The sequence below is a fragment of the Paenibacillus apis genome (assembly GCF_018333295.1).
Taxonomy (GTDB): domain Bacteria; phylum Bacillota; class Bacilli; order Paenibacillales; family Paenibacillaceae; genus Fontibacillus; species Fontibacillus antibioticophila.
In genome coordinates, this window is the sequence record NZ_BORS01000005.1 from 80,240 (window position 1) to 93,243 (window position 13,004).

10 protein-coding genes are annotated in these 13,004 nt (G+C 52.2%); 1 reads left to right on the forward strand and 9 read right to left on the reverse strand.

The window, feature by feature from the left end:
* Window positions 1-40: 40 nt before the first annotated feature.
* The 5 genes from argF to argC form a co-directional block, all read right to left on the reverse strand.
* On the reverse strand, window positions 41-1,000 hold the full coding sequence (gene argF / locus KI362_RS08820) for an ornithine carbamoyltransferase (protein WP_374705639.1): 960 nt from the start codon (window positions 998-1,000) through the stop codon (window positions 41-43).
* Window positions 997-2,316 (reverse strand): acetylornithine transaminase, encoded by a 1,320-nt coding sequence (locus KI362_RS08825; RefSeq protein WP_374705640.1) that lies wholly within the window; start codon window positions 2,314-2,316, stop codon window positions 997-999. Before KI362_RS08825 ends, argF begins: the two co-directional genes overlap by 4 nt.
* Before the next feature lie 21 nt (window positions 2,317-2,337).
* On the reverse strand, window positions 2,338-3,180 hold the full coding sequence (gene argB / locus KI362_RS08830) for an acetylglutamate kinase (RefSeq protein WP_301626527.1): 843 nt from the start codon (window positions 3,178-3,180) through the stop codon (window positions 2,338-2,340).
* A 518-nt stretch (window positions 3,181-3,698) separates the two neighbouring features.
* On the reverse strand, window positions 3,699-4,937 hold the full coding sequence (gene argJ / locus KI362_RS08835; protein WP_301626528.1) for a bifunctional glutamate N-acetyltransferase/amino-acid acetyltransferase ArgJ: 1,239 nt from the start codon (window positions 4,935-4,937) through the stop codon (window positions 3,699-3,701).
* A 33-nt stretch (window positions 4,938-4,970) separates the two neighbouring features.
* Window positions 4,971-6,023 (reverse strand): N-acetyl-gamma-glutamyl-phosphate reductase, encoded by a 1,053-nt coding sequence (gene argC / locus KI362_RS08840; RefSeq protein ID WP_301626530.1) that lies wholly within the window; start codon window positions 6,021-6,023, stop codon window positions 4,971-4,973.
* A 243-nt stretch (window positions 6,024-6,266) separates the two neighbouring features.
* Here argC and KI362_RS08845 point away from each other — a divergent pair, with 243 nt between their 5' ends.
* On the forward strand, window positions 6,267-7,118 hold the full coding sequence (locus KI362_RS08845; RefSeq protein ID WP_301626532.1) for a zinc ribbon domain-containing protein: 852 nt from the start codon (window positions 6,267-6,269) through the stop codon (window positions 7,116-7,118).
* Window positions 7,119-7,366: 248 nt separating this feature from the next.
* Here KI362_RS08845 and KI362_RS08850 read toward each other — a convergent pair whose 3' ends face one another.
* From KI362_RS08850 to secA, 4 genes are all read right to left on the reverse strand, one after another.
* Window positions 7,367-7,528 (reverse strand): hypothetical protein, encoded by a 162-nt coding sequence (locus KI362_RS08850; RefSeq protein WP_301626534.1) that lies wholly within the window; start codon window positions 7,526-7,528, stop codon window positions 7,367-7,369.
* A gap of 156 nt (window positions 7,529-7,684) precedes the next feature.
* Window positions 7,685-8,569, reverse strand: a complete 885-nt coding sequence (locus KI362_RS08855; RefSeq protein ID WP_301626536.1) for a YitT family protein — start codon at window positions 8,567-8,569, stop codon at window positions 7,685-7,687.
* 74 nt (window positions 8,570-8,643) lie between these two features.
* Window positions 8,644-9,757, reverse strand: a protein-coding gene (gene prfB, locus KI362_RS08860; RefSeq protein WP_212937665.1) for a peptide chain release factor 2 whose coding sequence is annotated in 2 segments (ribosomal slippage) — window positions 8,644-9,684 and window positions 9,686-9,757 — 1,113 coding nt in all. Because the reading frame shifts where the segments join, the coding sequence is not laid out codon by codon here.
* A gap of 703 nt (window positions 9,758-10,460) precedes the next feature.
* Complete coding sequence (gene secA, locus KI362_RS08865) at window positions 10,461-12,968, reverse strand: preprotein translocase subunit SecA (RefSeq protein ID WP_044480998.1); 2,508 nt, start codon at window positions 12,966-12,968, stop codon at window positions 10,461-10,463.
* Window positions 12,969-13,004 lie beyond the last annotated feature (36 nt).

Genomic DNA, 13,004 nt, shown 5'->3' on the forward strand with positions numbered 1-13,004 from the left:
GTCCCTTCAGGACATGAATGCCAGGGTGTCATGCATCATGCTAGGACATCAATGCAACCATAAGCGCCTTTTGCGCATGCAGCCGGTTCTCGGCCTGGTCAAAAATAATCGAATGCGGCCCGTCAATGACGCCTTCGCTGACTTCCTCGCCGCGGTGGGCCGGAAGACAATGCATGAACACATAGTCCGGCTTGGCATGCGAAGCCAGCTCTTCATCCACCTGATACGAGGCAAATGCCAATTCCCGCGCCTTCTGCTCCTCTTCAAAGCCCATGCTGGCCCAAACGTCGGAGTAGATCGCATCCGCATGCTGGACTGCAGCCTTCGGATCGCGCACGACTTCGATTACCGCGCCCGTCTCCCTGGCAATTGCCTGAGCTGCAGCAACAACCTGAGCATCCGGCTCATAGCCCTCCGGACTGGCAATACTGACATGCACGCCGAGCTTGGCTCCTCCGATCATAAGGGAATGCGCCATATTGTTGCCGTCTCCCACATAAGCCAGCTTCAGACCGGCCAGTTTGCCTTTATGCTCCAGAAGGGTCTGATAGTCTGCCAGCACCTGGCACGGATGCGCCAGATCGCTCAAGCCGTTAATCACGGGGATGCTCGCATAGCGGGCCAAATCCACCACCTTGTCATGCCCGAATGTCCGGATCATAATTCCGTCCAGGTAGCGGGACATAACCCCAGCCGTATCGGCGATCGTCTCGCCGCGGCCGAGCTGGATATCATTCTTGCTCAGAAAGAGCGCATGGCCGCCAAGCTGGAACATGCCGACCTCGAAGGATACCCGGGTACGGGTCGAGGATTTTTCAAATATTAATCCGATCGTCTTGCCCTTTAGCGGCTGATAGACTTCCCCGGCCTTTTGCTTGGCCTTGATATCGATAGCCAAATCCAGCAAATAACGAATTTCTTCTGACGTATAATCATCCAGCTCCAGCAGATCGCGTCCGCTCAAGCTGTTCTTCAATGGTTTATTTTCGGTCAGGCTCATTGGTTCTCCTCCTTTTCCGCCAATGCTGCGGCAGTATGGGTGTTAATCAGCGCGGCAAGGGTATCCACCGCCTGATCGATCTCTTCCTTGGATACCTTCAGGTTCGGCAGCAAGCGAATCACATTCGGGCCGGCGGTAACGAACAACAGCTTGTTCTTCTGCCCCGCCGTCACCAGTTCAGCCACCGGCGCCGCGCATTCGATGCCGATCAGCAGGCCGAGCCCGCGGATTTCCTTCACGAACGGTTGATCCGCAAACGCCTCGCGCAAACGCTGCTGCAAATACTCTCCCATTTCCTTGACCCGTTCCGGAATTTGCTCCTCCAGCATCGTCTCGATCGTTGCCGCAATGGCTGCCGCCGAGACAGGATTGCCGCCAAAGGTAGAGGCATGCGTTCCGGCCGTAAAGGCTTCGCGGAGATAGTCCTTGGCAAGCAGGGCTCCGGCAGGAAGACCGCTGGCAATTCCCTTGGCCGAGGTGAAGATGTCGGGCTCAATGCCGTATTGCTGATGCGCAAACCAGCTGCCAGTCCGGCCCATGCCGGTCTGTACTTCATCAATGATCAGCAGCAGGCCTTCCTGCTTGCACAGGGCCGCAACTTGCTGGACAAATTCCTTGTCCACCGGATATACGCCGCCTTCGGCCAGCACCATTTCCAGCATGACGGCAGCAGTATGCGGACCGATGGCCGCTTTGAGCGCCTCCAGATCATGCAGGGGCACAGTAACGAATCCGGCAGGAAGCGGGAGAAAGCCGTCCTTGACCTTCTGTTGTCCGGTTGCCGTCAGGGTCGCCAAAGTACGTCCATGGAACGACTGCTCAAAGGTAATCACTTCATAACGCTCTTCACCTTTGACCTTCTGGTGATAACGGCGAGCCAGCTTGATCGCCGCCTCATTGGCTTCAGCACCGCTGTTGCAAAAGAACACCGCGTCCGCGCCGGTCACTTGGGTCAGCAGACGAGCGGCCTGCTCCTGCTGAGGAATGCCGAACAGATTGGATACATGCCAGAGGGTATCGAGCTGTGCCTTTACTTTTTCTTTGACTTTTTCAGGAGCATGCCCCAGGTTGGTTACGGCCAGACCGCTCATAAAATCCAGATACCTGTTGCCTTGGTCATCCCATAGCCAGCTTCCATGTCCTCTTACCAGATTCACCGGATAGCGGGCATAGGTCTGCAGCAGGGCGCTGCCTCCTGCCTCCGCCGCCGCATGGGCCGCCTGATCCTTTACCTTGCCTGCCGGCGCTGTCCCGTTTGCAATGGAGTCCGTGCTTGCTGTGCTGTCCTGTAATTTGCTATGTGCCAACCTGCTCATCTCCTTTTTTTGAAAATCACTTTACATCCGGACAATGCGGGTTCCTACAGAATCCCCGTTCAGCACCTTGCCGAGAATGCCAGGTACGCTGCCGTCCACAATAATCACTTCATTTACCTTGCCGCTGATGCAAGCGATCGCCGCGCGCACCTTCGGAATCATCCCGCCGTAGATTTCTCCGGTCTGAATCATATCCTCGATTTCCTGTACGGTGACGGAAGGAAGCACTCTCTTCTCGCCATGGACCATCTTCATGATGCCCGGCACGTCCGTTACTACGATCATTTGCCGCACGCCCAGCATGGAAGCCACGGCTCCAGCCGCTGTATCCGCATTAATATTGTAACGCTGTCCTTCCTTGCTGACACCTACCGGTGCAATGACCGGTAAAAAGCCCAGCTTCACAATGCCCTCGATCAGTTCCTGATTCACACCGGTGACTTCGCCGACCAGACCCACCTCAGCCGCATTGGCAACCGGCCTAGCCTGAATCAGAAGTCCATCGGCCCCGGACAAGCCCACGGCCTTGCCCCCTGCCCCGGTGATCCGGCGCACGATCGATTTATTGATGCTGCCAGCCAGGACCATCTCCACAACATCCAGCACTTCCTCTGACGTATAGCGAAGGCCGTTCACAAAATGTGTCTCAATGCCCAGCTTGCCTAATGTCTCCGAGATTGCCGGTCCGCCGCCGTGCACGATTACCGGCTGAGAGCCGCTCTCCTGAAGGTCCGCCAAATCCTTGAAAAAAGACTCCGGCAGCTCCTGAAGCGTGCTTCCTCCGCATTTCATTACAAATGTACGCCCTGCCGACAGGCTCAGGCCGGCAGCCGATAATTGGCCGCCCTCCAGTACGATTCTCATTGATTTGACGCTCCTCTCTTTGGAAGTCGGGGTGATAAGCTGCCCTAATACCAATACCTATATCGTTGAACTAAAGATTGTACACTGGAGGCAACGTGTGAAGTGTGCTTACGATCGCTGTTGTTCGCGGATTTCTCTAATTGAACTAAGTTATTATAAGGTAGAAATCCACTCACAAAGGCGAACGCTTACGCTTCTTCAGCACACTTCACACTTATGCCCTTTCTGTGTATTTTTCTAGTTCAAACTATATAGATGAAGTAGGGAGAGATTTGTACTATTTTTCGTACAAATCGTTCTCCAAACCCACTCGAATCGGGCATGTTGTACGAAAAACCATATAAAAAGCAAACCCCAGCACCCGTCAATCGAAAAGTTATACGGTTTTTCATATAAAATACCCGTCATTGCCTTGAAATGCCCGTTTTTTGTACGAAACATCGTATAAAACTGGCCCGTCGTCCCTGAGCACGCACCAACAAATATTATCAGGGGCATACCGCGCTAGAATGACCCATTTAAGTGCGGTATGCCGCATTAATTCGTACGTAGTCATAAGTAAGGTCGCAGCCCCACGCGGTGGCTGTGCCGCTCCCGTGATGCAGGTCGACATGGATGTGAACCGTGTCGCCCTGCAGATAGACGAGGGCTTCGTCCTCGTCGAACGGCACCGGGCGTGAACCCTCCAGCACGACGATATCGCCGAGGCGGATATCGACCGTATCCGGGTTCACGGGCTCGCCCGCGCGGCCCACCGCCGCGATGATCCGGCCCCAGTTGGCGTCGGCCCCGAACATGGCCGACTTGACCAGGCTGGAGCCGATCACGGTCTTCGCGATAGCGCGGGCCGAGAGGTCGGTGACGGCGCCCTGCACCGTCACCTCCACCAGGCGCGTGGCGCCTTCACCGTCGCGGGCGATCGCCTGCGCGAGATGCTGGCACACGTGCCGGAAGGCGGCAGCGAAGGCCGCCCAATCGGGATGGCCGGGCTGAAGCGGGCGGTTGCCCGCCAGGCCGCTGGCCATCGCGACGAGCATATCGTTGGTGCTCGTATCTCCATCGACCGTGATCATGTTGAAGGTCACGTCGGTCACTTCACCGAGCAGCTGGCGCAGCGCCTGCGGCTCAACCTCGGCATCCGTCGTCATAAAGGCGAGCATCGTCGCCATATTCGGATGAATCATCCCCGAGCCCTTCGCTGCGCCGGCAATCACCACCTCACGCCCATCCACCGTGAGGGAGACGCAGATCTCCTTCTTCACGAGATCTGTCGTGAGGATCGCCTGGCTGAACTGCTCCGCACCGTTGCCGTCAGCGGAGATTGCCGCCGGCAGGGCGGCAATCCCGCTGTGCACGCGGTCCATCGGCAGAAGCTCGCCGATGACGCCGGTAGAAGCGACGGCCACGTCCTGCTCCGCCAGGCCGAACGCGGCCGCAGTAGCTGCGCGCATGGCGTAGGCATCGGCCTCGCCCTGCTGGCCGGTGCAGGCGTTGGCGTTGCCGCTGTTAACGACCACGGCCCGCAGCCGCCCGTCTGACGCGATACTCTCTCGCGTCACTTTCAGCGGGGCAGCCTGGAACACATTGGTCGTGTACACTCCCGCCGCCACCGCCGGCACTTCGCACAGAATGACGCCCAGGTCATTCCGGCCTGATTTTTTCAGACCGCAGTGCAGTCCGCCTGCCTGGAATCCTTTGGGAACAGTAACCCCGCCCTCTTGCAATATATGAAATACAGCAGCTTCTCCAACTCCCATGACGAGCCGCGCCCCCTTCGCAAATTCATTCTTTTATGGATACACCGGACTCAGCTTGAGCCCGCAATCTTCCTCCCAGCCCATGGCAAGATTCAAATTCTGAATCGCTTGCCCGGCCGCGCCCTTGACGATGTTATCAATGACAGAGATGATGGTGACTCTTCCCGTCCTCGCATCAACAGCAAAGCCGATATCGCAATAGTTGGAACCGAACACCTCTTTGGTTGCCGGCCAGCTCCCCGCCTCACGAATCCGGACAAAAGGACGTCCTTCATAACGCTTGCGGTATAAGCCGATCAAATCCGCTTCAGTGTAGTTCCCTTTCAGTGTCGCATACATCGTACTCATAATCCCGCGTGTCATCGGGGTCAGGTGGGTGGTAAAAGTTACGGTTACATTCTCACCTGCCGCTTCCGACAGAGCCTGTTCTATTTCAGGAATATGCTGATGACGGTTCATTTTATAAACCTTCAGGTTTTCATTAATTTCGGCATAATGGGTCATCAGGCTTGTTCCTCTGCCTGCGCCCGATACCCCGGACTTGGCATCGATGATGATAGACGCCGGGTCAATCCAGCCAGCCTCGACTGCTGGAATTAACCCTAGTAACGTAGCCGTAGGATAGCAGCCGGGATTGGAGATCAACTCTGCTCCCTGCACCTGTTCCCCAGTAATCTCGGCAAGTCCATACACGGCTTGAGCAAGCAAGTCTGCCCGAGGCGCCTCATGCTTATACCAGCTTTCATAGATTTGCCCGTCCTTGATCCGAAAATCTCCGGAAAGGTCTATGACCTTAAGACCGGCATTCAGCAACTCAGGAACAAGCTTGCCGCTAACTCCGGACGGCGTCGCTGTGAATACCACATCCGCCTTCTCCGCAATCAGCTCGGGATCCACGCCATCCAGGTTTTGCACGATAATCTCCGTCAGGTGCGGAAAGCCTTCACTAATCGGAACGCCGCTGCTGGACGATGAAATGACCGAGGTGATCTCAACCAGGGGATGGCCTAATAAAAAACGAATCAGTTCCACGCCGCCGTACCCCGTGGAACCGACAATGGCAACCTTCACTTTTTCTCCGCTCACGATTTAACTCTCCTTTGCTGTATAACACCTATAATCAAATAATCAAAGTCGTTTATCCGAATAGTAATTACGAATTATTATACATTCTTATTAATATATATACAATGCTGTTTCAGAAATATGTTTACTTCATTTGTTATGTATTTCAGAAATGAATGGAAGCATTTGGATTGACTGACTTTCCGATTACAATTATGCTTGGACTGATTGGATTTACAAATGATGGAGGAGGAATGAAATTTAATGATTTGCTTGAAGTGTGGTCACGTTTTTGAAAATGAACAAGGCTCCATTACGGAATGCCCGGTATGCGGTGCGGCTCTGGCTCCTTCCTGGAATGAGAAGACGGGAGAAGCTAGCGCCCGAATCGAATCTGCAGCAACCGGAGAATCTTCATCGGAGATCGGAACTGAGTCTGGCCACTCAGGTGCCCCTGCTCCAGGAGGAAAGGCTTCCGGCGATCTCACATGGAAGCAGGTCAAAGAGAGTCAGGCCTTTCAACAAGGCGCTGAAATCAGCAAGCAGTACGGCGGATTTTTCCTGAATGCGCTGCTTCATCCGTTAGCTTCTTCCAAAAAAATTGATAGGGCGCATTTTTTGAATGGAATCATCACTATGGTAATCATCGCTATACTCCTTCCGCTTGTCCTATATATACCAAGCCTGCGCTCTGCTTTTCCTGATGCGTTCGGTGCCGGTTATCTCCGCCCCTTCATTCTGGTTGTGCTCGCCTTTGCGGTTGCCGTCTTTGCGACCTATGGATTAATGCGGCTTGGAAAGGTTTCAGCGGATCCTCGTAATATCACGGCCAAGCTCGGCACATTGCTGGTACCCTCGACAGCCGCGCTGTTGATCAGTGTTATTTTTCAAATCATCGGCCTTGGGATTGGACTTAGCGGGCTGTTCCTATTCATTACGGTTCTTTCATTCTTCGTAGCCATCACCCTGCTGATTCATCAAGAAATGAGTCAAAGCACTTCTGCCTTGGATCCGCTCTATAGTTCCCTGATTGTCAACGTGCTCTTCGGATATATTCTGTATAGAATTGTTCTTGTAAGTATCAGTTATATGCTCGGCGGATTTTTTAGTCTATAAAATCTAGATAGGCTATCCAATTGCCTTCTAAAAAATTGGACGAGAAAAGGGACCGTCCCCCAATTGTGAGAAAGGGGCGGTCCCGTTTTTCCGTCCAACAGTATCGTTGTCATAATCTAACTACTCGAGGTTGACAAACATTAGCTGGTTTTTTGCTCATTCGCCGCACGAGCTCCTGCACCAGTAATTTTAATGCTTTTTGTCACTAAAATCGTCGCATGAGCACCTACATCAGAAATTTTAATGCCTTACTGCACTATAATCCCCGCAAGAGAGCCCACACTAGTAATTTTAATGCCTTTTGGCACTAAAATCGTCACGCGGGCACTTATACCAGCAATTTTAATGCCTTTTGTCACTATAATCGTCGCATGGGCACCTATACCAGCAATTTTAATGCCTTTTGTCATTAAAATAACCCCACAAGCTCACACGCCAGCCATTTTAATGCCATCCGGCACTTATTTTACTGCACAAGCTCCAACACACATATTTCGCGTGGCGGCAGCTCGTTTTGCTCATTATGATGCACATAAGTACTTATTTCCGCAAAGCATAGCGAAAACCTAACTCCGTTTGAAGCCTTCGCCCAGGACCTCGTGCGCATTCGTAATGATCACGAAGGCTGTTGGCTCCAGCGTCTGTACGAGCGTCTTGAGCCGGGTAACTTCGCTCTGGCCAACCACCACCATCAGGACGGTCCGGTCATCGCCAGTATAACCGCCTTGCGCATTCAGCTTGGTTAATCCCCGATCCAGTTCGCTGAGAACCGCCTTTGAGATGGCCTCGGTATTATCCGCAATAATATAAGCGACTTTCGTATAGCCAAAGCCCAGCTCGATCAGATCGATCAATTTACCGGTGATATATAAGCCGATCAGGGCGTACAGCGCCTTTTCCGGAGATAGAATAAAGCCGGCCAGCCCAATGACCAGGCCATCCATCAGCACTACGCAGACCGAAAGGCTCAGTCCGCTGTACTTCTGAATGATCTGTGCAAGCGTGGATAATCCGCCCGTTGATCCGCGTCCCCGAAAGACGATGCCAAGACCGATCCCTACACCGATCCCGCCATAAAGCGAGGCCAGCAAGGCGTCTGTGGTCGGCACCGGTAAGCTCCGGGTCAGAAAGACAAATAGCGGGAGCACGATGGTTCCCAGCAATGAGCGGATCGCATAATCCCGCCCTAGCAGCAGAAACCCTGCAAAGAATAAAGGAATATTAAGCCCCCATTGGATATAAGCCGGTTCAATCCCGAACTGCGACTGTGTAATGACTGAAATCCCCGATACGCCGCCTGAAGCGATTTCGTTCGGAACCAGAAACAGATTGAATGCCAGCGCCGTAATCAGGGAGCCGATGACTATCATGAATGTATCGATCGTGTGGCGGACAGGGCCGGTGACAGGGATTGCCTGGCTCCATCTGCGTTTGCGAGGTGTAGAAGACACCACGGTTCCTCCTAACTAATCAGAAAGGTGCGCCCGGCAAAGATAACTCGCCTGGCGCACTGTGTCTTGGAATATTATTGGGGGTCGCTCTTGATCTGACTTCGTAGATAGCCGTCGATAAAGGCATCCAGATCGCCGTCCATCACAGCACCGACATTGCCCGTCTCTACAGAGGTCCGATGATCCTTAACCATGCTGTAAGGGTGGAAGACATAGGAGCGGATCTGGCTGCCCCATGCAATGTCCGATTGCTCTCCGCGAATCTCGTCCAGTTCCTTCTGCTGTTCTTCGAGCTTCCGTTCATACAGCTTGGAGCGAAGCATCGTCATCGCACGCTCTCTATTCTTGATCTGGGAGCGTTCGTTCTGGCAGGTCACGACAATTCCGGTTGGAATATGCGTAATCCGCACCGCAGAGTCCGTCGTATTAATATGCTGTCCGCCTGCGCCGCTCGCCCGATACGTATCAATCTTGAGATCCTCAGTACGCACATCGATATCTACATCATCGGTAATCTCCGGAACTACGTCACAGGATACGAAAGAGGTATGTCTCCGGCCAGAGGAATCAAACGGAGAAATACGGACCAGACGGTGAACGCCCTTTTCTGCCTTCAAATAGCCGTAAGCATTAAAGCCCTTGATCGACAGGGTTACACTCTTGATCCCCGCTTCATCCCCTGGCAAGTAGTCGAGCGTCTCTACCTTGAACCCGCGCTTCTCTGCCCAGCGGGTATACATCCGAAGCAACATCTGGCCCCAGTCTTGAGACTCGGTGCCGCCTGCACCAGGGTGAAGCTCGAGAATCGCATTCATTTTATCATAGGGCTGATTCAGCAGAAGCGTTAACTCAAAGTCCTCCAGCTTTTTTACCAGTGCGGATACGGAAGCGCCGATTTCCGCAGCCAGAGCCTCGTCGCCTTCCTCTTCCGCAAGCTCGGCCATCATTTCCGCATCATCATATTCCTGCTGCAGAGCGCCGTATTGGTCCACTGATGACTTGACGGCATTCATCTCTGCAATGATCCCTTGCGCCTTGTCATTATCATCCCAAAAGTCCGGCGCAGCCATTTTCTCTTCAAAGTTCGCAATCAGTTCCTGTTTGTAATCTAAGTCAAAGAGACCCCCTAAGGTTTGATAATTTCTTGGCAATCTCTCGCATGTCTTGCTTAACATTCGGATCCAGCATGCTGTATTCCACCTTTCCAGTTTACATTACAAGTTTGAGAAATCAATTCGTGTTTATTGTGCAGCATTTGTGCGTCTACCACCGATATCCCGGCCCTACGATATATAAGTTGAACTAAAGATTATTCACTAGAGGCAACGTGTGAAGTGTTCTTACGATCGCTGTTGTTCGCGGATTTCTTTGACTGAACTAAGCCCATCATTGAGTAGAAATCTGCTCTCAAAGGCGAATGCTAACCGAGCATATGCTCCCGAAGCAGCTTTCTTGCAGAAAGCTTTCACTTCAGCACACTCCACACTTATGCCTGTTCTGTGTAACTTTCTAGTTCAACATTATATAGTTCTGCAGGTTATAGATAGTTGGACTATTTACAGCTAAACGGGGTCTTACCGGGCCAAGCTATAAGTTTAGTTGTAAAAACAGCACTTCAATCACACAAATTCAAGCCAGTTAATCTTAATTCAGTGATTATAAGTGTACTCTTTGCAACTAGAATAGATGTGCGCCATCTATTTCATAAGTTAAGTGCTGTTTCTGCAATTATTCTCTTGCAGTCGCAACCTTACTCGCACTCCAGGAGGCTTCAGCACTTTTCAAGCGACCATCAAGCCGCTGCATTCCACAGAAAAACGGGGTGCCATCCAAACGGACGGCCCCCGCTGTTATTACGGAGCTTGAGAACAGGAGTCCCCGCCGCTCTTGCTTATGCGTTCTGACCGTGGCAGTGTTTGTACTTCTTACCGCTGCCGCAAGGGCACAGGTCGTTACGGCCAATCTGCTCCCCGCGTTGAACCGGGCGTTTCTCGGCTGGTTCTCCACTGGTCGAGATTTTATCCTCGTCAACAACCGCTTGACGCTCCTGATTGCTCTCCACTTGAGCCTTCATGATGTACATGGAGATCTCTTCCTGGATATTCGCAACCATTTCGTTGAACATCTCGTAGCCTTCGAACTGATATTCGCGCAGTGGATCTGTACCGCCATAAGAGCGAAGGTGAATCCCTTGACGCAATTGATCCATTGCATCAATGTGATCCATCCACTTGCTATCTACAGAACGGAGAGCAATAACCTTCTCGAACTCGCGAACCATTTCGGAGCCAAGAGCCTCTTCACGCGCATTATACTTCGCCATCACCTTTTCGAAGATGAACTCCGTAATTTCAGGCGCTTCTTTGTTCCACAGATCTTCCTTCGTAATCGCTCCTGCATCGAGCATCTTGCTGTTCACATACTCGGCGATATCCTCCAGCCCCCACTCCTCCGGGAGCTCCTCGCTGGTATGGGCTTCCACAATACGCTCAATCGTAGCCTTGAGCATATCCACAACAATCTGCTTAATGTTCTCGGACTCAAGAAGCTCACGGCGCTGCTTGTAAATGATCTCCCGTTGCTGATTCATTACATCATCATACTGCAGGACGACTTTACGGATATCGAAGTTATTCCCTTCCACCCGCTTTTGGGCAGATTCAACGGCACGCGTAATCATCTTGCTCTCAATCGGCTGGTCCTCTTCAAAGCCAAGACGATCCATCATATTCAAGACATTATCCGCACCAAAGCGCTTCATCAATTCATCGCCAAGGGACAGATAGAATTGAGTCGATCCAGGGTCACCCTGACGGCCAGCGCGGCCGCGGAGCTGGTTATCGATCCGGCGGGATTCATGGCGCTCAGTACCAATAATATGCAAGCCTCCGACTTCGGAGACACCTTCGCCGAGCAAAATGTCCGTACCGCGGCCTGCCATGTTCGTGGCAATCGTCACGGCGCCAGGCTCACCTGCACGGGAAATAATCTCAGCCTCTTCGGCATGATATTTGGCATTCAGGACTTTATGCTGTACGCCTTTGCGTTTCAGCATTTCAGATACCCGCTCGGAATTCTCGATAGATACCGTACCAACCAGTATAGGCTGGTTCTTTTTATGACGCTCCACAATCTCGTTGACAACGGCCTTGAACTTGCCGTCTTCACTCTTGTAGACCACATCCGGCATATCCTGGCGCTGGTTCGGACGGTTCGTCGGTACTTGCAGCACTTCCAAACCATAGATTTTCTTGAATTCTTCCTCTTCCGTCTTGGCCGTACCGGTCATTCCCGCGAGCTTGCGGTACATCCGGAAATAGTTCTGGAACGTAATCGTTGCCAGGGTCATGCTCTCATTCTGTACCTCGATGCCTTCCTTCGCTTCAATTGCTTGGTGAAGACCATCGCTGTAGCGCCGGCCCTGCATGATCCGACCAGTAAATTCGTCAACAATCAGTACTTCGTCTTCAGTCACCACATAGTCGACGTCACGACGCATAATCACGTTTGCCTTGAGGGCCTGTACAACGTGATGGTTCAGTGTAATATGTTTAGGATCGTAAAGGTTGTCGATACCGAAAGCCTTCTCTGCTTTGGCTACGCCATTTTCCGTCAGTGCAACTGCCTTAACCTTAATATCAACAGTATAATCCTCTTCCGCTTCCAGGCGCTTCACAAACCGGTCCGCTGCATAATACAGCTCGGTCGATTTCTGAGCTTGTCCGGAAATAATAAGCGGTGTCCGCGCTTCATCAATGAGAATGGAGTCCACTTCGTCAATAATACAGAAATAGAGCGGGCGTTGTACCATTTGTTCTTTGTACAGCACCATGTTGTCCCGAAGGTAATCGAATCCAAATTCGTTATTCGTTCCATAGGTAATATCACAAGCATATGCTTCCTGTTTCTCAGCATGTTCCATGCCGTTCAGGTTCACACCGACGGTCATGCCCAGGAAGTTATATATCTGGCCCATCTGCTCGCTATCCCGTTGAGCTAAATAATCGTTTACTGTAACTACGTGCACGCCTTTTCCAAGCAGCGCATTCAAATAAACCGGCAGGGTCCCAACCAGGGTTTTACCTTCACCGGTTTTCATCTCTGCGATCCGGCCCTCATGCAATGCCATCCCGCCGACCAACTGCACATCAAAGTGACGCATGCCGAGCGTTCTCTTGGAAGCCTCCCTAACGGTTGCAAATGCCTCCGGAAGCAGCTCCTCCAGCGTCTCTCCCTTTTCGATGCGTTCCCGAAACTCTACAGTCTTGGCCTGCAATTGCTCGTCCGACAGGGCCTCGAATTCAGGTTCCAGTTTATTAATATGGTCTACCGTCTTCATCAGACGTTTGACATCACGTTCGTTAACGTCGCCAAAGATCTTTTTCACTAATCCTAGCATGGTTTACCCCTTTCACGCAGAAACAGATGATTTGCC